The organism is Collinsella sp. HCP3S3_E5, from assembly GCF_052067635.1.
In the GTDB taxonomy this organism is placed as follows: Bacteria; Actinomycetota; Coriobacteriia; order Coriobacteriales; family Coriobacteriaceae; genus Collinsella.
Genome location: NZ_JBQHQF010000004.1, coordinates 89,894 through 115,136, shown reverse-complemented (window position 1 = coordinate 115,136; position 25,243 = coordinate 89,894). Strand labels below are relative to the sequence as shown.

Genomic DNA, 25,243 nt, shown 5'->3' with positions numbered 1-25,243 from the left:
ACACATTCTGTCCGAGCGGTTAAAAGCGGGCACGGAATTTAAACGGCTGAAAAAGGGGCATCGACCTGCGCCGATGCCCCCAACGTGGACACACATTTTGTCCTATAAGCCTTGAAACCAGACCTGTGCTTACGGCTCTACGCCACGCAAGCACAGCCCTGTTTTCCTGCCGCTTCAAATGCCCTTGCCCTCCCCGGCGGCAACGCCGACAGAGCGTATAACACACTACACTTTGCTTCGCAAAGTCGTGTGCCAAATGGGGGCGTTGCCCCCTTTGGAAACCCCCACAAGAAAAGGCGGTACGCTACCCCTCCACGGGGCGCATACCGCCTTTTCTTGTTATCCAGCCCTCTGGCTGTATCGGTTGAGCAAAAGTCAGCGTGGGATTATTGATGTGGTATCTTTATCTAAGTGAACCCCCTATATATCATCCCGTGCTCAAACATTCTCGCTTCGCTGCGAAACTGCGCGCGGGACGATATATAGGGGCCTCCCACGGGTAAGCTGCGTTTACGTATTAGCAGCTATACCAGATTCCCCACCATTAGAATCTGCAAAGGCAAAACCGGAAAATTCAAATGCAGTAAGCCAATGCGACAAAGGGACTGTTCCTTTGTCGCATTGGCTTACTAGAATGTAAATATTTTTCAAGCGAGTAGCCGCCCGCCCGCCTCTCACACATATCGTTCCACGCGCAGTTTCGCAGCGAGCGAAGCGATGCGAGAATGTTTGAGCATGGAATGATATGTGTGAGAGGCGGGCGGGAGGGATACGAGCGCCCCCGCGAGAATGTTTGAGCATGGGATGATATATAGGCGGGTCGGGCCGGTCAGCGGACAGTACGTAAACGACTAGGCGACGCCGCTGGAGCCGAAGCCTCCGTTGCCTCGATCGGTTTCGTCTAGTTCGTCTACCTCCACGAGATTGACCGTGGGAACTTCTTGGATGACGAGTTGAGCGATTCGGTCGCCCTTGTTGATCTGGATTTCATTGGATGGATCCAGGTTGATAAGGATGACTTTAAGCTCACCTCGATAGTGGGCGTCTATAAGACCGGGCGTGTTGACTATAGACAGACCCTGCTTAATAGCCAGGCCACTGCGAGGCTGAACGAAGCCAGCGTATCCATTGGGCAGCGCGATCGCAAGGCCAGTAGAGACCAAGCGTCGCTCGAAGGGCTTAAGGGTACAGTCCTCATTGGCACGGAGGTCCAAACCGGCATCTGAGGGATGGGCGTATTTGGGAAGCTCGATCGTAGGGTCGAGACGCTTAATGTTGACCGTAATGTTGGACATAAAATCACCTTAGCTTGTCGAGCTCTTGCAAAAACTCATCGATGTCTTTGAAATCGCGATAGACCGAGGCAAAGCGAATGTAGGCCACCTTGTCGATCTTGGCCAGGCGCTTAAGCACCATGTCGCCCAGGTCGTGGGACGTAACAGCCGTCAGCGTACGGGAACGCAGCTCCACCTCGATGTCATCGATGAGTTCATTGAGCTTTTTCGTGTCGATGTCGCGCTTAATCGTAGCGCGCATTAAGCCGACCAGCAGCTTATTGCGATCGAACCGCTGCCTTGACCCGTCAGATTTGATGACCTCGATGGGGTCTTCGCATCGCTCGAATGTTGTGAAGCGATAGTTGCACGAACAACATTCACGACGGCGTTTAATGGTGTTATTAGATTCCTGCATACGGGAATCGACAACACGGGTATGTGCATTGCCGCATCTGGGACAGCGCATGGTACCTCCTCCAAAACGATAACAAGGGTACCATGTACCGGAGTTTAAATCTTACGAACGCGCGGGAACTTTAAGAACGTCACCCGCATCGAGTGACCCATGCTCCAGATGATTGACACTGCGAATTATGTCAGAAGTCTCCTGTGTAGTAAGACCGTCAACGGAATGCTCCTGAGCAAGCGACCACAAGGAATCGCCAGACTGAACACGGACGGTCTCATAGGTAACGTTAGATGCCGACTCGGCATATGCGGCGTGACGAGCGCTGAAGATCGAGGTAGCAAGTACAAAGAAGAGCGTGAGCGCAACGGCCAGGGCGACAATCGTCGAGGCCTTCAGAGCAACGGGGGCCGAAGTCGTGGCGACGCACTGGCTGCGGACGGGCTTGCCAGGCAGTGTTTGAAAACCAGATCGGCCGCCTTTGACAACCGTGAAAGCCGGCGCCGCAGGCGTCTCGAGCTTAAGGGCGAGGTTTCCCTGGACCATATCCGTTGCATTCATCATGTTCTCCTCTCGCGTTTTTTGACGAGAACTGTTTTATCAAGCCGCGAGGACAAAAAAGTCTAGCGCGGGAACGAGTGTTCGGTTATTATTATCTTCGAACAGTTGTTCCTGTCAAGCAAACATAGAACATTTGTTTGGGTTAGGTAGAGAGGAATCCCTGATGGCTCGCAAAATTACCAAGCGACAGCAGCAGATTTACGACTTCATCAAGGAGTATCAGCAGGAAAAGGGCTATCCGCCCAGCGTGCGTGAGATGGCTTCAGCTGTGGGTCTTTCCTCCCCTAGCACCGTACATGCACATCTCTCCGCACTGGAAGCACGCGGCCTGCTCAAACGTGACGCCACCAAGCCTCGTGCCCTAGAGCTCTTTGACGAGGACGGAGCCTCCGTCTCCATCTCAAAGTCCGATGAGCCCACGGCACCCCGCGGAACCGTATCGCTACCCCTCGTGGGCCGTGTCGCCGCAGGGATCCCCATCCTTGCCGAGCAGAATATCGAGGACACCTTTACCATCCCGACCGAGATCGCAACGGACCAGGGGTCTTTTATCCTCGAGGTCCACGGCAATTCGATGATTAACGTCGGTATCCTTAACGGCGACTATATCATCGTTCGCGAACAGAAGAGTGCCATGAATGGCGAGATCGTTGTGGCCATGATCGATGGCTCCGCAACGGTCAAAACGTTCTACAAGGAGCAGGGACGAGTTCGCTTGCAGCCCGAAAACGACACCATGGAGCCCATCTATGCGACAAATCCGACGATCCTGGGCAAGGTTGTTGGATTGATGCGCCGGTTCTCGTAATGCAAAACCGCATCACGGTCTTTGATACCATTCGCGGATTTACCATGCTGTCGATGGCAGGATTTCATGCTTGCTACGATCTTGCCTATCTTTATGGTTGGGATATGCCCTGGTTTACTCAGACCATCTTCCAAGACATCTGGCGTGCCAGCATCAGTTGGGTATTTTTGTTTATTGCCGGCTGGATGTGCACCCTCTCGCGCAACAACATCAAGCGTGCCGTCAAATATGCCGCTGCCGCTTTTGTTGTATGGGTCGCGACGACGCTCGTCTCAGTCGATGACTCGGTGAACTTCGGCATCATGTTCTGCATGGCGGCCTGCACCGCCATTGTCGCGCTCGCGCGTCCGGTGATCGTTAAAGTGCCGTCGGTATGGGGTATAGCAATTTGCCTCACACTATTTACCCTTACCTGGAGCATTCCTAAAACGGTTTATCCTATCCCCTATTTAGCTTGGCTGGGTTTCCCAAGCCCAGACTTTGTCTCTGGTGATTACTATCCAGTTATACCATTCTTATTTATGTACCTTGCAGGCTTCTTTGCCGCCCACACGACTCAGGAAGCAAACTATGAGGCGCCGGGATGGGCCTATGCGAATCCCATCCCGGCGCTCGCAAGTCTCGGGCGCCATGCGCTGCCGTTCTACCTGCTTCATCAACCGGTTATCTTGGGTGTACTGGAGCTGATTTACTCTGTTCGATAACGCTCGAGACGCGGTGCGATACGGGCTGGAAGCTTTGCCACAATACGAACGCCGTCCTCGAGGTATTCCTCGTGCAGAAGGGTTCCCTGTTCGTGCACGAGCGTGATTAACGCGCCCTCTCGATACGGGATATCGGCCGAGAGCAACACGTCCGTAGCGGCCGCTTCACGAGCGATGCGGTCGACTAAGTCATCAAGGCCCTCACCCGTCTGAGCCGAGAACAATACCGCCTCGGGATAGCGCCGGCGAAAGCTCAAGCGGTCGACGCTATCGAGCAGATCGATTTTATTGAACACGGTAAGCGTCAGGCGCTCACCGGCACCAATTTCGTCAAGGACACGATCAACCGCCTCAAGCTGACGCTCGTAATCCTCATCGGAAGCATCCACAACTTTAAGAACCAAATCGGCGCCGAGCACCTCGGAAAGCGTAGATTTAAACGCGTCGACCAGGCCATGGGGCAGCTTTTGAATAAAGCCAACGGTATCAGTGATCGTCATGCCACGGCCACCGGGTAAACGATACGACCGCGTCGTAGGATCGAGCGTGGCAAACAGCTTATCCTGCGAAAGTACCGTGGATCCCGTCAATCGATTAAGCAACGTCGACTTACCGGCATTGGTGTAGCCAGCCAACGCTACGCGAAACGCCGGCGATTCAATACGGCTTTTCGATTGCACATCACGACGTTGTTCAACCTGTTTCAATTCGCGGCGAAGCGCAGCGATCTTGTCGCGAATCAGGCGACGGTCGACCTCGAGCTGGCTTTCGCCCTGGCCAAAACGCGATCCAATGCCACCACGCGTCTGTTCCTTAGCAAGGTGGCTCCACATACCTCGCAGACGGGGCAGCAGATACTGCAACTGAGCCAGCTGCACCTGTAAGCGACCCTCACGCGTCTGAGCATGCAGGCCAAAGATATCCAAAATCAACGCCGTACGGTCAATAATCTTGACCGGTTCGCCCACGGCTTTCTCAAGATAGGACTGCTGTGAAGGAGTCAAGTCGTCGTCGAAGATTACAACATCCGCATCCATACGATGCACCAAACCGCATAGCTCCTCGACCTTACCGGAGCCGATAAACGATTTGGGATAAGGTTTGACCAGACGCTGAGACAAGCGTGCCACGCATTGGGCTCCAGCAGTGTGAGCCAAGCGCTCGAGCTCGTCGAGCGAACGGTCGAGCGGCCAGGCGTTATCGCGCCACTCAACACCAACCAAGACGGCACGCTCAGGTTCAGGCGCCGTGGGAACCAAGGGAAAACGTGCCATTAGGCAGCCTCGATACGACGGTAGGTATCATCGACGACCTCATCGATCGTAAACTCATCCATATCGAACCACACGATGCGATCGTCACGCTTAAACCAGGAAAGTTGGCGCTTGGCATAGCGACGTGAGCGCATCTTAATAAGCTCGCGGGCCTCATCCATGGTAATAGCGCCTCGCAAGGCATCAATAATCTCTTTGTAACCGATTGCCTGCATCGACGTGAGTGCATCACCCAGGCCCTGGTCCATAAGGCCACGGACCTCATCAACCAGCCCCTGCTCAAACATAAGGTCGACACGCAGGTTAATGCGCTCATACAGCACTTCACGGCTACGCGTCAGACCAAACCACAAGGCATGATAACGCTCATGCGGAACGCTGAATTTCGACTTCTGCTGGGCATACGACACACCGTCATCGTGCATCTCGAGCGCACGGATCACGCGGCGCACGTTATGGGGATGAATCACGGCAGCCGATTCCGGATCACGCTCGGCAAGCAGGGCATGCATAGCTTTCTCGCCAATACGCTCGGCAAGCTCCTGATAACCCGCGCGGCGTTCGTCCTCGAGCTCTCCCGAAGGAAAATCCATTTCATCGAGTGCAGCCTTAAGATACAAGCCCGTGCCGCCGCAAAAGACCGGAAGCCGTTGCTCACCAAGCAAACGCTCGATATGCGCCCGGGCATCAGACTGATAGAGCGCAGCAGAATACGCGACGCCCGGGTCCACGATATCGACAAGGCGCAGGGGCACCGAGCACTCCTCGGGCATCATCTTGGCCGTACCGATATCCATACCGCGATAGATTTGCATCGCGTCACACGATAACACTTCAGACGACAGACGAGCAGCCAGGCGGTCGGCAACATCACTCTTGCCGACCGCCGTCGGACCGACGATCGCTACGGCAGAAAGGTTTGTGCCGGGGGAAACCATTAGCGAGGCTCACCCACAATGGAGCCAGACAGATACCACGTCTTGGCGACATCCACATCGACGTCGACGATTTTGCCGATAAGCTGATCGATGCTATAGCCAGCGGGAATCGGCGCATGCACTGTCTGGTTCTTAGGACTTTTACCAAGAAGGACAGCGTCGTTTTTCTTGCTCGTGCCCTCAATAAGCGCAGGCACCACGGTGTGAAGCTCGCCCTGGTTATACTCGTATGCCGTCGTCTCGATAACCTTGACCAGACGGTTAAAGCGCTCAAGGATAACCTCATGCGGGGTGGGATCATAGATCTCAGCTGCCGGGGTACCGGCGCGCTTGGAGTAAATAAACGTGTAGGCCTGGGCATAGCGCACCGTCTCGGCAAGCGAGAGCGTCTGCTCAAAGTCTTCCTCGGTCTCGCCCGGGAAGCCCACAATGATGTCGGTCGAAAGCGCAATTTCGGGCATACGGTTACGAATGCGATCGACCAGGCCCAGATAATCCTCGCGCGTGTACCGACGATTCATCTCTTTAAGGATACGCGTGGAACCCGACTGAACGGCTAGGTGAAGCTGCGGCATAACGGCAGGTGTCTCGGCCATAGCATCGATGGTCTCGGGAAGCAAATCCTTGGGGTGCGAAGAAGTAAAGAAGATACGCTCAACGCCCGTATCACCCACGGCGCGCAGCAGGTCGGCAAAGCGCGGCTTGCCAAAGAGATCGCGACCGTAGGAGTTAACGTTTTGTCCCAGCAGCGTAATCTCGCGCACACCCTGACGCACCAGACCCGTCACCTCGTCGACAATCTCCTCGAAGGGGCGGCTCTTCTCGCGACCACGGACGTACGGCACGATGCAGTACGTGCAGAAGTTGTTGCAGCCCGTCATGATGGGCACCCATGCATGATACTGCGTCTCGCGATGCCACGGCATACTCATGGCGTCCGTATCTTCATGCTCATTCGTGCGGATATGGCGCTTGCCATCCATAAACGCCTCGGCGATAAGCTCCGCCACGTGCGCAATCGAATGCGTACCAAAAATAACGTTGACGTTATCGACGTTGGTGAGCAGGCCCTCGCCATCGCGCTGAGCGATGCAGCCACCCACGGCGACCACACGCTTGCCCGAAGGAGAAGGAGGAAGACTCTTGCAGGAATTGCACTGACCGTACAGGCGCGTATCGGCAGCCTCGCGCACACAGCACGTCATGAATACGACAATATCGGCATGCTCCGGATCGAGCGCCATAAGACAGCCATAGGAATCGAGCAAACCGCTCACGCGCTCGGAATCGTGCTGATTCATCTGGCAGCCGAATGTGCGGATAAAATAGGTTTTACCGGCAAGAATATCGCGTACGAAGCGCTGGTCCATGAGTTTACATCCTAACGATGATATCGACGGGGCACAAAGGTGCTACAAACGTGCGAAAACTCGCTTACGCAACAGGCTTAACATCGTCCATGACGACATTGTCCATAGCAGCCCGATTAATCTGGTGAACGTAGATAGAGAGACGGATTGCCGTGCGAGACTCCCCGTTAATGAGGATGTCAGAGAACACCGGCGCACAAGAGACATCAAAGCCAGTCGGAATCAAAAAACCTCGCGCAATGGCAACGGCCTTTATGGCCTGGTTGACGGCGCCGGCACCGACGCACTGAATGTTGACGGGAACGCCATCTTTGACCATACCGGCAATGGCGCCGGCAACGGACGCGGGCGATGATTTGCTTGATACCTTCAGGCAATCCATGAAGAAACTCCTGCGTTTAAAAGTACGTTTTAACTGCAATAACTGTATCGTACCGAGCGGACTCGGTAAAGATGCTACTCCTCTTTGGCAAGATCGAACGTCACGGTGATGCGATCACGTGAAACGCGAATCTTAGGGTCGCCGCACAGATTGAGGTAATACCGGGCGGCAAGGTCATTGAAGTCGCGCTCGACAGCACGCGAAAACTGTGCCATGTCATCCTTGGCAATGCGAAGGCCTCGACGGTCCTTGGCAAGATCGACTGGAGCCGGCAAATGCGAGGTGGAATCGCGCTCGCGCAGCAGACGCGCACACACACCGCGAACGGGCTTAATCTGTCCCGAAAGAATACGGTGGGCAGTACGCTCGGACATCTCGAGACCCAGCCCGGAGCAAATCCGGATAAAGTCCTCGGCATCCGAAGCGAGACCTAAACGATCGATAACCGGAAGCTCACACTCGTCATCGATAAAGAGCAGGCGTGACGTATCGAGACGACTGGAAGCCTGGGCGTACAGGGTCGCAGCGATCTCGGACGGAGAGCCCAGATACACGTCGCAGTCGCGCAGCTCCTCAAGGGCAAACTCGCAGGCTGCGCGAATGATGTTGTGAGGACCGCGAGCGCATACATAGCGGCCGTCTTCGTCTTTAACCGCCTGAGGCCAGCTCGACTGGTCGGCGCGCTCAGCCAAGCGATCGGTATCAACGCACACCTTAAACGCTGAGCCCAAATCGACGCCCGATGTAACAACGCGTGCCTCATCGGTGTTCTGCTTGATAGAGAACAGCGCCATACCACGACCGTGAACACCCCAACGGTCCATCTTCATGCTCTCGAGCTTGGAGGTGACACGGGCATCGAAGATACGCTCCTGCATATCCTGCGGCACACCCGAACCGTTATCCAGGAAGAGGAGGGTACGAACACCCTCCTCCTTGGTCGTGGCTAGATAGACCTTATCGGCTCCGGCATCGCGAGCATTACGCAGCATCTCGATGACAATGTCCTCTACATGCTGAATGTCATGCTTGGCCTGACGGCGCTCGGCCTCCGAAACGCGGAGGCGGACATACCCCTCGCCAAGGTTTTCCTCGACGCGAAGGTTGCCCTCCCCCGACATCGACGCGATAAATGAGATGAGCTCGTTCGCGTCGTTCATGTTATTTAGCGATATCGACGGCACGGCTCTCGCGAATCACGACAACGCGCACCTGACCGGGATACTCCATCTCTTCCTCGATCTGATGGGCGATATCGTGCGCAAGCACCGTGGACTGGGCATCGGAAATCTTATCCGGCTGAACCATGACATGAACCTCGCGACCGGCCTGCATAGCATAGGTACGCTCGACGCCGTCATGAGAGTTGGCAATCTCCTCGAGCTTCTCAAGGCGCTTGATGTAGCTCTCGGCCGACTCGCGACGGGCGCCGGGACGAGAAGCGGAAACAGCATCGGCAGCCTGGACCAGAACGTCGAGCACCGTGTTGGGGTCGACATCGGCATGATGGGCCTCGATTGCGTGGACGATAACGGGCTTCTCGCCATAACGGCGGGCAAGCTCGGCACCAATCACAGCATGCGGACCCTCAACGTCGTGGTCGATGGCCTTGCCCAGGTCATGCAGAAGACCCGCGCGCTTGGCGGTCACAACATCCAGACCAAGCTCGGAGGCCATGATGCCGCACAGGTCGGAGACCTCAAGCGAGTGCTGTAGCACGTTCTGACCAAACGAGGTGCGGTAGCGCAGAGCGCCCAGGGTTTTGACGATCTCGGGATGCAGGTCGTGGATTCCGGTATCGAAGGCGGCCTGCTCGCCGGCTTCGAGCACACGCTGCTGAACCAACTCAGCGGCCTTGTGGTACATCTCCTCGATGCGGGCGGGGTGAATACGACCGTCGGCAATGAGGTTCTCGAGCGCCACGCGGGCGGTCTCACGACGGACCGGATCAAAGCTCGAAAGCACGACAGTCTCGGGGGTGTCGTCGATCACAAGGTTGACGCCGGAAACCTGCTCGAAAGTACGGATGTTACGACCCTCGCGACCGATGATGCGGCCCTTAAGGTCATCGGAGGGAATATGAACGGACGTGACGGTGACCTCGGCGGTATGGTCGGCGGCACAACGCTGGATCGCCAGGGAGAGAATCTCCTGAGCAGTCTTGTGGCACTCGGCGCGGACCTGTTGCTCGGACTCACGGATGATGGTGGCCGCCTCATGGGTAACCTCACCGCGGACCTTGTCGAGCAGCTCCTTGTGAGCATCCTCGCGCGTAAGGTCGGCAATACGCTCGAGCTCGGAGGTCTGCTTGGCGCAAAGCTCCTCAAGTTCGCGAGAGCGCTTCTCGACCTGACCGGCCTGGCTGGACAGCTGATGCTCGCGCTTATCGAGCGCATCGTTGCGTCGGTCGAGCGATTCCTCGCGCTGCATCACGCGATTTTCGAGCGCGCGAATCTCGCTCTTACGCTGCTTGTCCTCGGCCTCGGCGGCCTGTTTGTTCTTGATGATCTCTTCCTTAGCCTCGAGCAGAGCCTCTTTTTTGAGGGTCTCGGCCTGACGCTTAGCATCACCGATCAGGGACTCTGCCTGCGCGTGTGCCGACTGAATCTTTTCTTCGGCCTCGTGAAGACTACCCTGCTTGGCGGTGCGCATGTAGGCAATGGCGACGATGGCACCCAAAACAATGCCAACGAGCGCTGCAATGATAGGCGGCATGCTCACTCCTTTTTATGGATTCGTTACACAACAAAGCGAACCGTCCATACGAACGGCTCGCGACATTTGAGTAATATGGGCGCAGCTTATGCGGGTCGGATACAGATAAACATATAAACAAACTCATCGCAGATGAGCACATATCACAATGCAAATGACAGTAATTATCCTACGTTGAACCGCAACAACTGTCAAATTAACGCACCCAGCACGGCGCCTATCGAGCGGTGAACGGCAGGAGCGTAACGTGCGCATGCTTAAACGTCGCATTTCTCGCTTAAGGCATCGAGGCGCGCCTTAACGGCATCCGCGGCAATGTGATAGGAAAAGCCCTTGCCCATCAAAAATCTGACGAGCTTTTCGAATGCACGTGCCTCGGGAACGCGACGCTTAGCGAGCAAAGCCGATGCGCGAGCCAAGTCGTCATCCTCGGCAAAATAAGCCTCGGGATACCCTGGAATCTCATCAAGTGCAACATGGCGACGCTTGAGTTCAGTCTCGATTTTGCGCTGTCCCCAACCACGACGCTTACGCTCCTCGATAAAGTACGAGCAAAAGCGGTTCTCATCCAAAAAACGATACTCGATGGCACGATTGACGGCAAAGTCGATCGCGGGCTGACGAAAGCCATAGCGCGCCAACTTATCGCGCACCTCGCCCGTAGCATGATCACGACGCGAAAGCATCTCGGTCACCATGGTGAGCGCACATTTGCATTCGATAAGCTGTACCGCCTCGCGAAAGTCATCCCAGTCGCAGGGAAGATCGAGACGGTTCTGAACGTACACACGTGCCGCACGCACGGGAATCCAAATGGACCGTTCAAAACCGCCCTCCAGATCGCAATCGATATGTGCACAGGGCTTTTTAGACGCATAACCGCTCGAGAACGAGGAGGCCGTCTTCTTATCCGGAAAAACGACCCTAGCCTCGGTCACCGTATACGACATGTCGGCATCCGTTACTCGTCGTCATCGTCGAGCATCGCGGAGCCATCGATGGCATACAGCTCGTCAAACTCCTCGGGGGCGGGCTGATCGGTCAACTCAACCTCGGAGGGGGCATCATCGTCATACTCAAGACCGCAGGCAAGGCGAACCTTGTGCTCGATCTCGTCGGCGCAATCGGGATGCTCGCGCAGGAACGTCTTAGCGGCCTCGCGACCGTTGCCGAGTTTGTCCTCACCATAGGCAAACCAAGACCCCATCTTTTTGCATATGCCGCACTCGACAGCCATATCCAGAATCGAGCCCTCTTTAGAAATGCCGGTGCCATACATGATGTCAAATTCGGCCGAGCGGAACGGAGCAGCCACCTTGTTCTTAACGACCTTGGCACGTACGCGATTGCCGATAACCTCGTCCTTGAGCTTGATGGTATCGATTTTGCGAATATCGATACGCACGGAAGAGAAAAACTTGAGTGCGCGGCCGCCTGTGGTGGTCTCGGGGTTGCCGAACATGACGCCGATCTTCTCGCGCAATTGGTTAATGAAGATGCAGGTTGTGTTGGACTTGGCAAGCGAGCCGGCGAGCTTGCGGAGCGCCTGACTCATCAAGCGAGCCTGCAGACCCACCGTCGTGTCACCGATCTCGCCCTCGATTTCGGCACGTGGAGTCAAAGCGGCAACAGAGTCGACGACGATGGCGTCGATGGCACCGGAACGCACAAGCATGTCAACGATCTCGAGCGCCTGTTCACCCGTATCGGGCTGGGAAATCAGCACCTCGTCGATATCGACGCCGATGCGCGCGGCGTAGGTGGGATCAAGCGCATGCTCAGCGTCGATAAAAGCCACGACACCGCCCATGGCCTGCGCCTCTGCAAGAATCTCGAGCGAAAGCGTTGTCTTACCGGAGGACTCGGGGCCATAAATCTCAACGATACGGCCGCGCGGCACGCCGCCGATACCCAAGGCGGCATCGAGCGCCAGAGAGCCCGTCGGAATAGCCTCGACCTCGAGCTCGGGACCGCCGTCGCCATACCTCATAATAGAGCCCTGGCCGAACTTCTTCTCGATCTCGGCCTTGGTAGTGGCGATCATCTCGTCGCGCTCTTTACCCGTCGTGCGCGTATGAACGGTACGTACGGGACCTGAATTCTTGGCCATGAATAGCCCTCCTCTTAACAACCTGAATCGATGATAAACGAACGGCTGTTCGTGGTCAACCGTTCAGGTTCATCATATGCACCCGGCCATTCCAAAACCCGACCAAACGCCGACCAATCACCGACCAAACGCTTGACCATGCCAATCGCAAATACGAGTGCTCGTACAAATTAAAGACATGTGCCAGCGTAAGCGCATTCCTTGCCAAAGGTCCCTATCTCCACAATTAAGGGGCCCTAAGGCCCCTTAAAACACGTCTATTCCATGGAATTGAGCACGCGGACAATGCGTTCCAAAGCCTCAGCGACCGCATAGGCACGGACGCACGACCGATCACCCTCGTAGTGACAGCGCGCAGACTCAACGACCGTCGCTCCCCCCTCGGCCGCGCGATACGCCCAGCCGATATAGAACGTGCCGGCGGGGTCTTGCTCGGTACCGCCGCCGGGCCCAGCGTAGCCCGTTGCGCTCACGGCGACATCGCTCTGATAGAGGTCCATCGAGCCCACGGCCATCTCACGCGCCGTCTGATGCGACACAGCACTAAACCGATCGAGCGTTTCCTGCTCGACGCCGAGCACGCGATGTTTGATCTCATCGCAGTAGGTCACCGCACCGCCACGAAGCACCGCCGAGGCACCCGGGATATCGGCAATCGTCGAGGCGATCATGCCCGCCGTCAGCGACTCCGCCGTCGACACCGTCACGCCACGGGCACTCGCGCGCTCGACAATATCGCGCGCCAGCTCCTCGTTGTTTGCGGCGATCTGCAAATAAGACTCCGTCATACCCACCAGGACCTAGACCGAAAAGACGATCTTACGGCAGTTCCAGAAGTACTGGGCACCCGAGATAATGGTCAAAATGACAGCGATGACGTACAGGACGCGCGACACCGAATAGACACCGAGCAGCAGCGACGCCGGCCCCAGCTGAAGACCGGCCATCGCAAAGACGCACAGATAGCCACAGATGGAGACCATCGTGGTCGCCGTCTTGTACTTGCCGAGCTTATCGGCGGCAACGACCACACCGGCAGCACTCGCGACCATGCGAAGTGCGCTCACCAACAGCTCGCGGAACAGGATAATGAACACGGACCACACGGTCACCGCGCCAAAATCCAAGAACAGCAGCAAGGCCGAGAACACCAGCAACTTGTCGGCGATGGGGTCCAAGAACTTGCCGAAATCGGTGATCTCGTTGCGTGAGCGCGCCAGATAGCCGTCGACCTTATCGGTGCACGACAGGATCACATACAGAATGAAGGCTGCGGCGGCAAGCGGGCCGTCGAAGGTGCTCCAGTCCGTACCGGCAACGCCCCCATGAGACAGGGCCGAGACGATCATGAACACCGGAATAAAGACGATGCGAACGCACGTCACGATGTTGGCGGGCGTCCAAACGCTCGTCAGTTCCTTATTGCTCTCGTTTGCCACGACGCTCTCCTACTCCACAACATGGCCGATAAGCTCATAGCAGAAGCTATCGGTAAACTCGACGGTCAAAATATCGCCCACGGACGCCTCGCTGGCGTCCAGATGCACCGCGCCATCGGAATCGGGCGCCTGGAACCAGGCATGACCGATCAGCTCGGCGCCGTCCTCGGTCTCCTCGATACCGTCGACGATTACTTGGGCGCGCTCGCCCACATGGGCTGCTGTGGCGGCAAAACCCAGCGACTCGGCCAGATCCATGGCCTCCTGGGCGCGCTCGAGCTTGACCTCCTCATCGACCTGGCCCTCCATATTGGCGGCCAGGCTGCCCTCCTCCCGCGAGTAGGCAAAGACGCTCGTATAGTCAAAGCCGACGGTGTCCATAAAGTCGATAAGATCACGGAACTCGTCGTCGGTCTCGGTCGGAAAGCCGACCATGGCCGTGGAGCGAATCACGATGCCGGGGATACGATCACGAAGATCGCGGAACAGTTCCTCGAGCTCCTGACGCGAACCGGAGCGACGCATGGCCTTGAGGATGCGCGCGTCGCAGTGCTGCACGGGGATATCGATATAGGGCAATACCTCGGGCGTATCGCGAATCGTCTCGATAAGCTCGTCGGTCATACCCTCGGGCTGCAGATAGAGCACGCGAACCCAGACGTTGTGCGGGCGCACAGCCTCGGCGACGGCGCGCAGCAGCTGCGCCAGATTGCGCGGTGAGGCCTCAGCGGCGTCCTCATCGGCAAAGTCGGTGCCCCAAATGCCCGTGTCCTGGCCGATCAGCACGATCTCGCGCACACCGCCGGCAACCAGGTCGCGCACCTCAGAGATAATGCTTTCGGCATTGCGCGAATGATAGCGACCGCGAATGTAGGGAATCATGCAGAAGCTGCAAAAACGATTGCAGCCATCGGAGATCTTGACGTAGGCGACAGCACCCTCGACGGTACGCTTGACCTGCGGGATATAGGCAGCAATTTTACGCTCCACACCAAGAACGCCATCGATGACAGAGACGATACCGTCTTCCTCATCGGCCTTCACAAATGCCGCGACCTCGGGCAGCTCGTCGGGCAGGTCGTCGCCGTAACGAGACGGCACGCAACCGCACATGACAATGGGGCAGGAGCGAACGCCATCCTGCACCTCGTTAGCGAGCTCGAGCGTGGTCTCGATGCTCTCAGACGTCGCCGAAGTAAGAAACGAGCACGTATTGACAATGGCGATATCGGCATCCTGAGGATCGAATGCCTCCTCGTAGCCCGCAGCGGTCAGCAGCGAACGCATGCGGTCGGTATCGACCTCGTTCTTGGCGCAGCCAAGCGTGATATAGAGTACGGAACCCAACGGAGTATCCATGTTGGAGAGCGGTCCTTTCGAGTAAATTAGCGGTAGTTGGTAAACTGCAGCGGCTGGCCGTAGTCCTGGTCGCGCAGGAACTGAATCACCGTCTGTAAAGCGTCCTTAGAAGCCGAGGAAACGCGCAGCTTATCGGCCTCGATGGTCACCTTGACCTTAAGCTTTTGATCCTTGATGTCTTTATTGATCTTCTTTGCGGTCGCCTGGTCGATGCCCTCGACGATATGACCGAGCACGCGCACGGTACCGCCCGAAGCCGCCTGCGGGGTGTCCCAAGAGACAGCCTTGAGGTCGATACCGCGCTTGATGAGCTTGGAGCTCAAAACATCGATGATCTGCTTGGAGACAAAATCGGCCGGAGCGTTAATCGTAAAGAGCTTGTCGCCCTTCGAAAGCTCGATGGTGGCGCCGGAGTCTTTAAGGTCATAGCGCTGGGAAATCTCGCGGGCGGTCTGCTGGAAGGCGTTATCGACCTCCTGCATGTTAACCTCGGACACAACGTCAAAGCTGGAATCTTTAGCCATGGTTCTTCCTTTCGGTACGGGGAGCCTTAGTAGCTGTCGTACGAATAGTCATCTGAATCGTTCACTGTCTGGCCGTCGGATGCCGTGTCGGTGCCGACGGTAGACTGGACATCGGTGCCGTCGGCATTATCGGTACCGCCGGCATTATCGCCGTTCGCGGAGTCAGCGGTCTCCTTCTTGGGAACGGTAATGGTCACGCGCGCCACACCCGATGTCTTGGTGTCATAGCGAACCTTTTCACCATTCTTGGTGACCGTGACATCGGAGGGCTTGGACGTGGTGATCTCTATCGAGGACTCGGGCGTGTACTCCTGCTCAAAAGGACCGGTCGCTTGAGCGCCATAGACCGATTTACCGTCGACCTTGACCTCGATCCAGGCGGTCTTGCCCTTGGCAACAGAGACCTTGACCTTGGTGACCTCGTCCTCTTCCTTTTCCACCGTCGCCTTGGCGGCATCGGAACCGGCCGCATCCGTCGCCTCGTCGGCGTCTTCATCCTCGTCAGTGGATTCGGTCTTCTTGGAAGATTTCTTAGTCGTCGTCTTGGTAGCCACGGGTGTCTCGGGCGTCGACTCGGGTGCAGCAGAGCCGCAACCACGCAGGAGTACCACGATGAGCAAAATCAACAGCAGCATCACGGCACCGATGCCGACGTAAATAATGCGCGGATCGATCGTGTTGTATTGAGAGGCGCGCCCAACGCCGCGTCCGTGATTGGAGCTACCACGACCATTACCCTGCGGTATGCGGCCGCGACCGCTATCGGGACGACCACGATAGCTACTCTGGCGCTGCGAACCCCGCTGGCCCGGACGCGGCGCAAGCTCGCCACGGCCCTGATAGCCGCGCTGACCAGAGCGAGGCGCCGAAGAGCGCTGCCCATAGGGCTGGGATTGCGAACGGAGGCGCGGCGTCACCTGCGTGGTATCGGCGTCAGAATAGCCATCGCGGGAACGCCCGGCGGATACTCCGCGATAGCTACGACCGGAGTATCCGCCGTCGCCGTAACCGGCGCGAGGATCGCGACTCAACCCACGAGCGGCGGGAAGCGCACGGTCATCTGGCAGGGGCGTACTGCGAAAACGATCTCGCTGAGAACGAATTTCCTCGCTGGAGCCCGTCTCGGTGATATAGCCCGCCTGCGGAGGGCGCTGGCCGTACCGTGTCGTACGACCACCCTGAACCATCAAAAAACGACCGTTATCGACCGAAGAACGCGAGTTAACGTAGCCGGCAGCATCCTGAAAACGACCGCCCTGCTGCGAGGTATCGCGTTCATATGCCATGAGGTCGTCAAAATAAGCGTTGACGACCTCGCGCGGGTTAAGCCCCAAAAAGCGAGCGTAGCTCGATATCATGCCCTGCGCATAGCCACGCGGGGGCATCGATGCAAAGTTACCAGTCTCGAAAAACTCGATGATCTGCGGCCTGATTTTGATGGTGTTGGCGACCTGCTGGATGGAAAGGCCCATCCGGCGACGCTGCTCGAGCAGCATGTCACCAAAGCGTGCAGCCATCAGAATCCTCCAAACTCACGATCTTCACGTACCATCTCGGCGTCGACAGACTCCAGCGCGGCAAGCCCTTCGTCATCCAGCAGGACCTCGCGCGGCTTGGAACCGTCGGGCGGGCCGACGACGCCCTTTTCTTCCAGCATGTCCATAATACGCCCGGCGCGCGCATAGCCAACCTTGAGGCGGCGTTGCAGGCCAGATGTGGAGCCCAGCTGCGATTCCACCACAATATGAGCGGCCTCCCAGATAAGCGGGTCGTCATCCTGCGGCTCGGCAACGCCCGTGCGGACAATACCGCCGCCACCAGCCATGGACATGGAAGCAGGCGCCACGGCAGACAGAATCTCCTCGTGGTAGTCGGGCTCGCTTTGCGACTTAACGAACTCGACGATCTCGTTGATCTCGTCATCCGAGACAAAACAGCCCTGGATACGGCGGGGCTTGCCCCAGTCGACCTTGGAGAACAGCATGTCGCCCAAACCGGTGAGCTTTTCGGCGCCCATCTGGTCGATAATGACGCGGGAATCGATACCCGTGGCCACGTTAAAGGCGATACGATTGGTGATGTTGGCCTTAATGAGGCCCGTCACCACGTTGGAGCTGGGGCGCTGCGTAGCCACGATAAGGTGAATACCGGCGGCACGGCCCAGCTGGGCGATACGAACGATCGAGGCCTCGACATCCTTGCCGGCAACCATCATCAGGTCCGATAGCTCGTCGATGATAATGACCAGATAGGGCATCTTTTGCGGCGGGTTATCGTAGTGTTCGAACTCGCCGGCGGCCTGCTTTTCGTTATACGTCGAGATCTTGCGAACGTTGAGGCGCTCGAAGACCTTCAGGCGACGCTCCATCTCGGAAACAGCCCATTGCAAGGCACTCGCAGCCTGCTTGGGTTCGGTCACCACGGGCACATAGAGATGGGGCAGGCCGTTATAGCCGGCAAGCTCAACGCGCTTGGGGTCGACCATGATCAAGCGAACGTCCTCGGGAAGCGCGCGCATGAGCAGGGTCGTGATGATGGAGTTGATCATGACCGACTTACCGGAACCGGTGGTACCGGCAATAAGCAGGTGGGGCATCTTGGCGAGGTCGGCGACAACCGGCGTACCCTCGGCATCGCGGCCGATGGCCAGCTCGAGCGGACCGCCCTTCACATAGGGAAGCACGTCGCCCAGGTTAACGTTCTGGCGCTTGCGATTGGGAATCTCGATACCCACAAGCGAGGTGCCGGGAATCGGCGCAAAGATACGCACCGACTGGGCGGCAAGCGAAAGCGCGATATCGTCCTCGAGGCTCGAAATCTTGCTCACGCGCTCGCCCTCGCCGGGCTGCAGCTTAAAGGTCGTCACCGTGGGACCGGCAATCCAGCCGACAACGCGAGCGCTACGGCCAAACTCCAGCAACGTGGACTGCAGCGACTCGGCCGTCTGCTCCAACTCCTTGTCAGAAGACGCGGCGGACGCCGACTGCGGATTGGCGTGCAGGATTTCGAGCGGCGGGAGTTTGAGGCCATCCTCTTGCTCGCCCTCGACATCGGCAGCAGTGCCGTCAGCTCCCCCATCGCCGGCTGCAACAGGAGCAGCGGAAGCCGTAAGGGTGGGGGCATCGGCAACCTTGGGGTGCTTCAGGAAATCGGGGATCTGCGGGGCAGCAGACACGGGGTTCACGGCAAACGGCGGCTCGGACTCGTCGACCTTGTCCGGGTCGTCTTCCATCGAAAGCTGTCCGGTGACCTGTCCGCGCCTGTCTTGGCGACGCGGAAGCAAAGTTGTCTTGGCGGTCTCGAGCGGACACTCGTCATCCTCGTCATCGCCCGCGGTGAGTTCGATTTCGCTATCGGACCAAGACGGGTCGGGTTCACTCGTGTTGAGCTTGGGCGCGGCCTTGCCCTTGTTGGCATGGCGACGTGGCAGCAGCGTGGTCTTGGCGCGCTCGGCCTCCACGGCCTCGGACACGTCGACAAACGGATTATCGTCCTCGTCGTCATCGTTCAGAACAGGGTCCGCGTCATTGCCCATCACCGTGGTCACGGCCATATCGGAGCCCTTCTGACGAAGAATGCTCAGGTGCGGACGGGCGACGCCGGGAACCGACAGGGCCTCTTCGTCGCCCCACGGGCTCGCATTGACATCGGCACGACGGCGCTCGGCAAAATCGGCAGCGCGATCGCGCGCAGAACGCAAAACGCCACCCACCGAAAAGCCGATGATGACAAAGCCAACGACGGCCAAACCCAACAGGACCACCATCGCGATAGGCTTACCCAGGGCATTCTGCAGCGCACTCGCTATAAACGCACCGATGTAGCCGCCCGAGGCGGACAGGTTTTGCGGCACAAACATGAGGTCGCACGAATCGCTCGTGCCCGGCACCATCAACGAAAGAATGGAGACGACGGCGATAAAGACAACGGCGCCACCCGCGACTGAGCGAATGTTGAGCGGCGAGTCCTCACCCAAAAAGAGCGTGGCGGCAAACAGTAAAATGACGATCGGCAGCACGTAGGCGCCCAGGCCAAAGCCAAGATGGTAGAAACCGGCAACCGCTGCCGTCACGGGTGCCGTTGCCGGAGAAATCACGGCAATGAAAGACGCAATCGCCAAAACGGCAATGACCACGCCGGCGATATCGCGGTTGGCCGAAGGCTCGACCAGGGGCTCAAAATCGTCGAACTCGGCCTCGTGGCCCTTATTGGCACGAAGATGGGAACCGGCACCCTTAGTAGATGCCGGTTGGTTGTTGGCTTTATTGCCTTTGGCGTTTTGTGCAGATCCGCGCGCCAAACTAAACCTCCATGACGACCGGGATGATCATCGGACGGGTGCGCGTACGGCTCCAAATGAAGTTGGAGAGCGAATCGCGCACGGCCTTGCGAATGGCATCGGAGCCGCTGCTCGTAAAGCTAAACTTACCCTTTTCGATTGTCTTCATGATGGATGCGGAGGCATCCTCGGAGAACTGGTCATCGATGGCAAAGGAGACGCCGCGGCCCGAGAACTCGATGGCCTCGATCTTCTTGTGCTTGAGCGAGACGATGGCGACGGCTGTGACCATACCGTCATTGGCAAGCTTCTGACGATCGCGCAGGACGATGGGGTCGGTATCACCGATGCGCAGGCCGTCGACGTAGACGACGCCGGATTCGACGGGCGTGCCGCGCTTGACAATACCACCGCGCATCTCGAGCGTGTCACCGTTATCGAGGATAAAGATGTGATCATCCTTAATACCCATCTTACGGGCAAGCTGGGCATGGGCTCGCAGGTGCACGGCCTCGCCGTGAACCGGCATAAAGTAGGTGGGCTTGGCCATGGCCATCAGAAGCTTGAGCTCCTCCTGGCTACCGTGACCCGAGACATGGACGAGGGCACGGTTCTTGTCCCACACGTCGCAGCCAAGCTTGGCCAGGCTGTTGACGACCTGCTGGACGGCCTTCTCGTTGCCGGGAACAGGCGTAGCGGACAGGATGACGGTATCGCCCTCGTGGATGGAGAGCGTCTTGTGCTCGCCGTTGGCCATACGGGACAGCGCCGACAGCGGCTCGCCCTGAGAGCCGGTGCACATGACGACAATCTTGTCGTCAGGCAGGTTATCGATATCGAAGGCATCGATGATATCGGCATCGTCGATGTTGAGGTAGCCCAGCTCGCGCGCCACGCGGGTGTTGGTGAGCATGGAACGTCCGGTCACGACGACCTTGCGGCCGCACTTGCGGGCGGCGTCGCAAATCTGCTGCAGGCGATGGATATGGCTCGAGAACGACGCGACGAACACGCGGCCCGGGGCATTCTTGATGGCGTGCAGCAAGTTGGGGCCGACTTCGGCCTCGGACTTGGTAAAGCCCGGAACCGTGGCGTTGGTGGAGTCGGAAAGCAACAGGTCGATGCCCTGCTTGGCAAAGCGACTGATGGCGGCATAATCGGGCGTGACGCCATCGATGGGCGTCTGGTCGAGCTTAAAGTCGCCCGTGTGCATAACGGTGCCCTGGTTGGTGCGAATGAATACGCCCAAAGCGCCCGGAATTGAGTGCGTCATAGAGAAGAAGTCGAGCGAAATGCCACCAAGATTGACATGGCTACCGCCCTTGACCTCGCGGAACTTGGGCGCGCGGATGCGGAACTCGGAAAGCTTGCCCTCGATGAAACCAAGCGTCAGCTTGCTCGAGAAGATGGGCACCTTGTTGTTGAGGTCCTGCAGCAGGTACGGAAGCGAACCGGTATGGTCCTCGTGGCCGTGGGTGACGATGATGCCGCGGAGCTTCTCCTCGTTCTCCAGAACATAGGTGTAGTCGGGAAGCACCAAATCGATACCGGGCTGGGAATCGTCGGGGAACATGAGGCCGGCGTCGACGAGCACCATGTCGTCGCCGCACTCGAAGACCGTCATATTCTTGCCGATGCCGTCAAGGCCTCCGAGCGGAATGATCTTCAAGGGAGATGATTTTTTAGCTGCCATAGGTTCGTGCGGTTTCCTTTCTTCGAAACGGGTCTGGAACAACCGACGGGGCGCTTCTGGCAAACCGACCGCCGGGAACGTACAAACATGCATCACGGAGTCGATGCAGTAACCGCATTATGATACCCATTTGCCCACCAACAGACCACCCATGCATCAAAGCCCCATCCAAACCGGTCTATCCCGCCGGTCTGGGGCCATCGGGGGCCGGGGCGGGTTAAGTTTGCTGCTCTACAGTCCTGCGCAAGACGGAAAGCACATTAAGTGCTTTCCTTTGCGTGCGGAACTCGCGACAAACTTAACCCGCCCCGGCCCCCGATGGCACCAGACCTGCCAAAAAGGGACAGGTTTATTTTGGTCGGTTTTATCTGGGGTAATGCCGCACATGCGATTATCTAAAGATCTGAATTCAGATAACTGAATAGACTATCTGACAAAATCGAAACCAGCACCCACCAGCCCTTTTGCTATTCCCGGCGGGGGCCGCGGGTAAAGTTTATCGCGAGTTCCGCACGAGCCGGAGAGCACTTAATGTGCTCTCCGTGCGAGCAGGACTGTAGAGCAGGAAACTTTACCCGCGGCCCCCGCCGGGAATAGCAAAAGGGCGACCCCTGTCCGGAGTCGCCCTTGTTGAGCTGCTTATGTGTAGCTGTTACTCGGCGTCGTGGTGACGGCGGGGCTTGCGGCCTCCGTTGTCGCCGGGACGGCGCGGACGGTCGCTGCGCTCGGAGCGCTCGCGACGCGGACGCTCACGGCGCTGGAAGTGCTCACCGTCGCCCTCGGAGGCACCCTCGGCACGAGCCGGAGCCTCGGGCTTATCCAGACGATCGAGCGAGATCTTGCCGCGATCGTCGACCTCGATGACGACGACCTTAACCTCGTCGCCCACGTTGAGGACGTCCTCGACCTTCTCCACGCGGCCCTTGGCGACGCGGGAAATGTGCAGCAGACCGTCCTTACCGGGCAGCAGGTTGACAAAGGCGCCGAAGGGCTGGATGGAGACCACGCGACCGGTGTACTCCTCGCCCGGCTCGGGAACCTTGATGATGAGCTTGATGCGCTCGACAGCCTGGTCGACGGACTCGCCGGTGCCGCCGACAAAGACAGTGCCGTCCTCCTGGATGTCGACCAAAGCACCGGTCTCGTCTTGGATGCCGCGGATGACCTTGCCGCCGGAACCGATGACGTCGCGGATCTTGTCGGTCGGAACCTGGATGGAGACGATGCGCGGAGCGGTGCTGCGCGTGGTGTGGCGCGGCTCGGGGATCACATCGAGCATCTTCTGCAGGATGAAGGCGCGACCCTCCTTGGCCTGCTGCAGGGCGCGGGCCAGGATGTCAAAGGTAAGGCCGGTGGCCTTGTTGTCCATCTGCAGAGCGGTAATGCCCTCGGTGGTGCCGGTGACCTTAAAGTCCATATCGCCCAGGAAGTCCTCGAGACCCTGGATGTCAGACAGGACCACGGTCTTGCCCTCCTCCTGGATCAGACCCATGGCGATACCGGAGACCGGGCGCTTAATGGGCACGCCGCCGTCCATGAGGGCAAGCGTGGAGCCGCAGGTCGAAGCCATCGAAGAGGAGCCGTTGGACTCCATGACCTCGGAGACCACGCGGATGGCGTAGGGGAACTCGTTCTCGTCGGGGAGCACCGGAAGCAGGGCGCGCTCGGCCAGGTTGCCGTGGCCGATCTCGCGGCGCTTGGGGCTACCCATGCGGCCGGTCTCGCCGGTGCAGAACGGCGGGAAGTTGTAGTGGTGCATGTAGCGCTTGCCCTCGGTGGGCTCGATGGTATCCAGACGCTGGCCCTCGTTGAGCATGCCGAGCGACAGGACGGAGAGCACCTGGGTCTGGCCGCGCTGGAACAGGCCGGAGCCATGAACGAGCGGCAGGTAGTTGTCCTTCACCATAATGGGGCGAATCTCATCGGCGGCACGGCCGTCGACGCGCTCACCGGTCTCGACGACCATGGTGCGCATGGCCTTCTTCTCGAGCTTCTTGAGTGCCACGGGGATCTCGCGCTCCCAAGCGGCCTGCTCCTCCTCGGTGAACTCGGCACGGATGGACTCCTTCAGAGCCTCGACCTTGCCGATACGGGATAGCTTGTCGGCGTCGCGAAGGGCGGCTGCCATCTCGTCGTAGTGGGCGAAGATGCGCTCCTGGACCTCCTCGACAGGCTGGTCGAGCGGGTACTCCTTCTTGACGATAGCGCCGTTGACCTGCTCCCACTCGGCAACGAACTCGTCCTGAGCCTGGCAGAAGGCAGCGAGGGCCTCCTGGCCAAACTTCATGGCGGCGAGCATATCGTCCTCGGAGATCTCATCGGCGCCGGCCTCGACCATCGAGATGAAGTCGGCAGAGCCGCCCAGCTCCAGGTCCAGATCGGAGTTCTCGCGCTCCTCATAGGTGGGGTTGACGATAAACTCGCCGGTCTCCACGTTGCGGCCGATGCGCACGCACGCAAGCGGGCCCTCGAAGGGCACGCCGCCGAGCGTCATGGCCAGGGAGGCACCCATGACGTTGATGACGTCGAAGGGGTTGACCTGGTCGGCGACGAGCGAGGTGGCGACGATGTGCACCTCGTTGCGGAAGCCGTCCGGGAAGCTCGGGCGAATAGGACGGTCGATCATGCGGGCCGTGAGCGTGGCCTTCTCGCTGGGACGGCCCTCGCGCTTGAGGTAGCCACCCGGAATACGGCCGGCAGCGTACATCTTCTCGTTGAAGTCGACGGTCAGCGGAAAGAAGTCGTAGTTCTTGCGCTCCTTGGAGACGACCACGGTGTCGAGCATCGTGGTGTCGCCCTGCTTGACCAGACAAGCGCCGGTGGCCTGCTTGGCAAGCTCGCCCGACTCAAAGGTGTAGGTCTTGCCGTACAGCTCAAAGGTCTTGGATACGAGTGTCATTGTTCTCCTTTACCCCGCAGGCCCCTTGCCTGCGGGCTTCTCATGTGACGCGGGCCCCCTGCCCCCGCCACGCTTCAGAGCGTGATTGTTCACGCCCTTACACAAAAAGAGCGCCCCGCTGCGCAGGACGCTCTTAGCATGTACAAATCCTTACTGGATATTGTCGCGGATGCCCAGAGCCTTGATGAGCTCACGATACTCGACGACGTCGTTCTTCTTGATGTAGGAGAGAAGACGACGACGGCGACCGACGAGCATGAGCAGACCACGACGGGTGTGGAAGTCCTTCTGGTGGGACTTCATGTGCTCGGTCAGCTCCTTGATGCGCTCGGTCAGGATGGCGACCTGAACCTTGGGGTTGCCGGTGTCGACCGGGGTGTTACCGAACTGGGCAGTCAGCTCCGCCTTGCGCTCTTTGGAAACAGTCATTGTTTCACCTTTCGTTTCGCGTCGCCCGCGGGCGACTCTATTCGCCTCGGACTGGGAAGCCGCCGGTGGAGCGAGC

General features: G+C 58.3%; 22 protein-coding genes. 2 read left to right on the top strand and 20 right to left on the bottom strand.

Features of this window, described 5'->3' with window-relative positions:
* Positions 1–851: 851 nt before the first annotated feature.
* From dut to ACTM82_RS02410, 3 genes are read right to left on the bottom strand one after another with little or no spacing between them, the layout of a single operon-like run.
* Entirely contained in the window at positions 852–1,295 is a 444-nt protein-coding gene (dut, locus tag ACTM82_RS02420; RefSeq protein WP_441055651.1) for a dUTP diphosphatase, read from the bottom strand.
* A gap of 4 nt (positions 1,296–1,299) precedes the next feature.
* A complete protein-coding gene (gene nrdR / locus ACTM82_RS02415; RefSeq protein ID WP_427717459.1) occupies positions 1,300–1,743 on the bottom strand; it encodes a transcriptional regulator NrdR in 444 nt (147 codons plus the stop codon).
* Positions 1,744–1,794: 51 nt separating this feature from the next.
* Positions 1,795–2,244: a LysM peptidoglycan-binding domain-containing protein gene (locus ACTM82_RS02410; RefSeq protein ID WP_427795686.1), complete on the bottom strand. Its 450-nt coding sequence runs from the start codon at positions 2,242–2,244 to the stop codon at positions 1,795–1,797.
* Positions 2,245–2,407: 163 nt separating this feature from the next.
* Here ACTM82_RS02410 and lexA point away from each other — a divergent pair, with 163 nt between their 5' ends.
* Positions 2,408–3,052 carry a transcriptional repressor LexA gene (gene lexA / locus ACTM82_RS02405; RefSeq protein WP_427717464.1) on the top strand — a complete coding sequence of 215 codons (645 nt, stop codon included), beginning with the start codon at positions 2,408–2,410 and terminating at the stop codon, positions 3,050–3,052.
* Positions 3,052–3,756: a heparan-alpha-glucosaminide N-acetyltransferase gene (locus tag ACTM82_RS02400; RefSeq protein WP_427748033.1), complete on the top strand. Its 705-nt coding sequence runs from the start codon at positions 3,052–3,054 to the stop codon at positions 3,754–3,756. Before lexA ends, ACTM82_RS02400 begins: the two co-directional genes overlap by 1 nt.
* Here ACTM82_RS02400 and hflX read toward each other — a convergent pair.
* From hflX to rpsO, 17 genes are all read right to left on the bottom strand, one after another.
* A complete protein-coding gene (gene hflX / locus ACTM82_RS02395) occupies positions 3,741–5,030 on the bottom strand; it encodes a GTPase HflX (protein WP_427748031.1) in 1,290 nt (429 codons plus the stop codon). The two genes, ACTM82_RS02400 and hflX, sit on opposite strands and share 16 nt — an antisense overlap.
* Entirely contained in the window at positions 5,030–5,968 is a 939-nt protein-coding gene (gene miaA / locus ACTM82_RS02390; RefSeq protein ID WP_441055653.1) for a tRNA (adenosine(37)-N6)-dimethylallyltransferase MiaA, read from the bottom strand. The genes hflX and miaA overlap by 1 nt, the downstream gene beginning before the upstream one ends.
* A complete protein-coding gene (gene miaB / locus ACTM82_RS02385) occupies positions 5,968–7,338 on the bottom strand; it encodes a tRNA (N6-isopentenyl adenosine(37)-C2)-methylthiotransferase MiaB (protein WP_441055655.1) in 1,371 nt (456 codons plus the stop codon). The genes miaA and miaB overlap by 1 nt, the downstream gene beginning before the upstream one ends.
* Before the next feature lie 64 nt (positions 7,339–7,402).
* Complete coding sequence (locus tag ACTM82_RS02380; protein WP_118079896.1) at positions 7,403–7,720, bottom strand: stage V sporulation protein S; 318 nt, start codon at positions 7,718–7,720, stop codon at positions 7,403–7,405.
* Positions 7,721–7,794: 74 nt separating this feature from the next.
* Positions 7,795–8,880 carry an ATP-binding protein gene (locus ACTM82_RS02375; protein ID WP_427717475.1) on the bottom strand — a complete coding sequence of 362 codons (1,086 nt, stop codon included), beginning with the start codon at positions 8,878–8,880 and terminating at the stop codon, positions 7,795–7,797.
* A 1-nt stretch (position 8,881) separates the two neighbouring features.
* The gene (gene rny, locus ACTM82_RS02370) at positions 8,882–10,435 is read right to left on the bottom strand and encodes a ribonuclease Y (RefSeq protein ID WP_427795682.1); all 1,554 of its coding nucleotides are present in this window, start codon (positions 10,433–10,435) and stop codon (positions 8,882–8,884) included.
* A 257-nt stretch (positions 10,436–10,692) separates the two neighbouring features.
* Complete coding sequence (locus tag ACTM82_RS02365; RefSeq protein WP_441055658.1) at positions 10,693–11,385, bottom strand: regulatory protein RecX; 693 nt, start codon at positions 11,383–11,385, stop codon at positions 10,693–10,695.
* 11 nt (positions 11,386–11,396) lie between these two features.
* The gene (gene recA, locus ACTM82_RS02360; RefSeq protein ID WP_154516331.1) at positions 11,397–12,545 is read right to left on the bottom strand and encodes a recombinase RecA; all 1,149 of its coding nucleotides are present in this window, start codon (positions 12,543–12,545) and stop codon (positions 11,397–11,399) included.
* Between the two features lie 257 nt (positions 12,546–12,802).
* A complete protein-coding gene (locus tag ACTM82_RS02355; RefSeq protein WP_441055660.1) occupies positions 12,803–13,333 on the bottom strand; it encodes a CinA family protein in 531 nt (176 codons plus the stop codon).
* Between the two features lie 12 nt (positions 13,334–13,345).
* Positions 13,346–13,894, bottom strand: coding sequence for a CDP-diacylglycerol--glycerol-3-phosphate 3-phosphatidyltransferase (gene pgsA, locus ACTM82_RS02350; protein WP_427795700.1), 549 nt, complete (start codon positions 13,892–13,894; stop codon positions 13,346–13,348).
* A gap of 99 nt (positions 13,895–13,993) precedes the next feature.
* The gene (rimO, locus tag ACTM82_RS02345) at positions 13,994–15,343 is read right to left on the bottom strand and encodes a 30S ribosomal protein S12 methylthiotransferase RimO (RefSeq protein WP_441055662.1); all 1,350 of its coding nucleotides are present in this window, start codon (positions 15,341–15,343) and stop codon (positions 13,994–13,996) included.
* A 26-nt stretch (positions 15,344–15,369) separates the two neighbouring features.
* Complete coding sequence (locus tag ACTM82_RS02340; RefSeq protein WP_154516322.1) at positions 15,370–15,867, bottom strand: YajQ family cyclic di-GMP-binding protein; 498 nt, start codon at positions 15,865–15,867, stop codon at positions 15,370–15,372.
* A gap of 26 nt (positions 15,868–15,893) precedes the next feature.
* Positions 15,894–17,384: a RodZ domain-containing protein gene (locus ACTM82_RS02335; protein ID WP_427717485.1), complete on the bottom strand. Its 1,491-nt coding sequence runs from the start codon at positions 17,382–17,384 to the stop codon at positions 15,894–15,896.
* Entirely contained in the window at positions 17,384–20,167 is a 2,784-nt protein-coding gene (locus tag ACTM82_RS02330; RefSeq protein ID WP_441055665.1) for a DNA translocase FtsK 4TM domain-containing protein, read from the bottom strand. Before ACTM82_RS02330 ends, ACTM82_RS02335 begins: the two co-directional genes overlap by 1 nt.
* Position 20,168: 1 nt before the next feature.
* Positions 20,169–21,839, bottom strand: coding sequence for a ribonuclease J (locus ACTM82_RS02325; RefSeq protein WP_117654800.1), 1,671 nt, complete (start codon positions 21,837–21,839; stop codon positions 20,169–20,171).
* Between the two features lie 652 nt (positions 21,840–22,491).
* Positions 22,492–24,738 (bottom strand): polyribonucleotide nucleotidyltransferase, encoded by a 2,247-nt coding sequence (locus ACTM82_RS02320; protein WP_427794772.1) that lies wholly within the window; start codon positions 24,736–24,738, stop codon positions 22,492–22,494.
* A 150-nt stretch (positions 24,739–24,888) separates the two neighbouring features.
* Positions 24,889–25,167, bottom strand: a complete 279-nt coding sequence (rpsO, locus tag ACTM82_RS02315) for a 30S ribosomal protein S15 (RefSeq protein WP_154516313.1) — start codon at positions 25,165–25,167, stop codon at positions 24,889–24,891.
* Positions 25,168–25,243: the final 76 nt, after the last annotated feature.

What these genes read in the sequence shown, in the direction of transcription:
- dut (WP_441055651.1), bottom strand. Translation starts at nt 1,295, where the DNA reads ATGTCCAACATTACGGTCAACATTAAGCGTCTCGACCCTACGATCGAG.
- nrdR (WP_427717459.1), bottom strand. Translation starts at nt 1,743, where the DNA reads ATGCGCTGTCCCAGATGCGGCAATGCACATACCCGTGTTGTCGATTCC.
- ACTM82_RS02410 (WP_427795686.1), bottom strand. Translation starts at nt 2,244, where the DNA reads ATGAATGCAACGGATATGGTCCAGGGAAACCTCGCCCTTAAGCTCGAG.
- lexA (WP_427717464.1), top strand. Translation starts at nt 2,408, where the DNA reads ATGGCTCGCAAAATTACCAAGCGACAGCAGCAGATTTACGACTTCATC.
- ACTM82_RS02400 (WP_427748033.1), top strand. Translation starts at nt 3,052, where the DNA reads ATGCAAAACCGCATCACGGTCTTTGATACCATTCGCGGATTTACCATG.
- hflX (WP_427748031.1), bottom strand. Translation starts at nt 5,030, where the DNA reads ATGGCACGTTTTCCCTTGGTTCCCACGGCGCCTGAACCTGAGCGTGCC.
- miaA (WP_441055653.1), bottom strand. Translation starts at nt 5,968, where the DNA reads ATGGTTTCCCCCGGCACAAACCTTTCTGCCGTAGCGATCGTCGGTCCG.
- miaB (WP_441055655.1), bottom strand. Translation starts at nt 7,338, where the DNA reads ATGGACCAGCGCTTCGTACGCGATATTCTTGCCGGTAAAACCTATTTT.
- ACTM82_RS02380 (WP_118079896.1), bottom strand. Translation starts at nt 7,720, where the DNA reads ATGGATTGCCTGAAGGTATCAAGCAAATCATCGCCCGCGTCCGTTGCC.
- ACTM82_RS02375 (WP_427717475.1), bottom strand. Translation starts at nt 8,880, where the DNA reads ATGAACGACGCGAACGAGCTCATCTCATTTATCGCGTCGATGTCGGGG.
- rny (WP_427795682.1), bottom strand. Translation starts at nt 10,435, where the DNA reads ATGCCGCCTATCATTGCAGCGCTCGTTGGCATTGTTTTGGGTGCCATC.
- ACTM82_RS02365 (WP_441055658.1), bottom strand. Translation starts at nt 11,385, where the DNA reads ATGTCGTATACGGTGACCGAGGCTAGGGTCGTTTTTCCGGATAAGAAG.
- recA (WP_154516331.1), bottom strand. Translation starts at nt 12,545, where the DNA reads ATGGCCAAGAATTCAGGTCCCGTACGTACCGTTCATACGCGCACGACG.
- ACTM82_RS02355 (WP_441055660.1), bottom strand. Translation starts at nt 13,333, where the DNA reads ATGACGGAGTCTTATTTGCAGATCGCCGCAAACAACGAGGAGCTGGCG.
- pgsA (WP_427795700.1), bottom strand. Translation starts at nt 13,894, where the DNA reads ATGATCGTCTCGGCCCTGTCTCATGGGGGCGTTGCCGGTACGGACTGG.
- rimO (WP_441055662.1), bottom strand. Translation starts at nt 15,343, where the DNA reads ATGGATACTCCGTTGGGTTCCGTACTCTATATCACGCTTGGCTGCGCC.
- ACTM82_RS02340 (WP_154516322.1), bottom strand. Translation starts at nt 15,867, where the DNA reads ATGGCTAAAGATTCCAGCTTTGACGTTGTGTCCGAGGTTAACATGCAG.
- ACTM82_RS02335 (WP_427717485.1), bottom strand. Translation starts at nt 17,384, where the DNA reads ATGGCTGCACGCTTTGGTGACATGCTGCTCGAGCAGCGTCGCCGGATG.
- ACTM82_RS02325 (WP_117654800.1), bottom strand. Translation starts at nt 21,839, where the DNA reads ATGGCAGCTAAAAAATCATCTCCCTTGAAGATCATTCCGCTCGGAGGC.
- ACTM82_RS02320 (WP_427794772.1), bottom strand. Translation starts at nt 24,738, where the DNA reads ATGACACTCGTATCCAAGACCTTTGAGCTGTACGGCAAGACCTACACC.
- rpsO (WP_154516313.1), bottom strand. Translation starts at nt 25,167, where the DNA reads ATGACTGTTTCCAAAGAGCGCAAGGCGGAGCTGACTGCCCAGTTCGGT.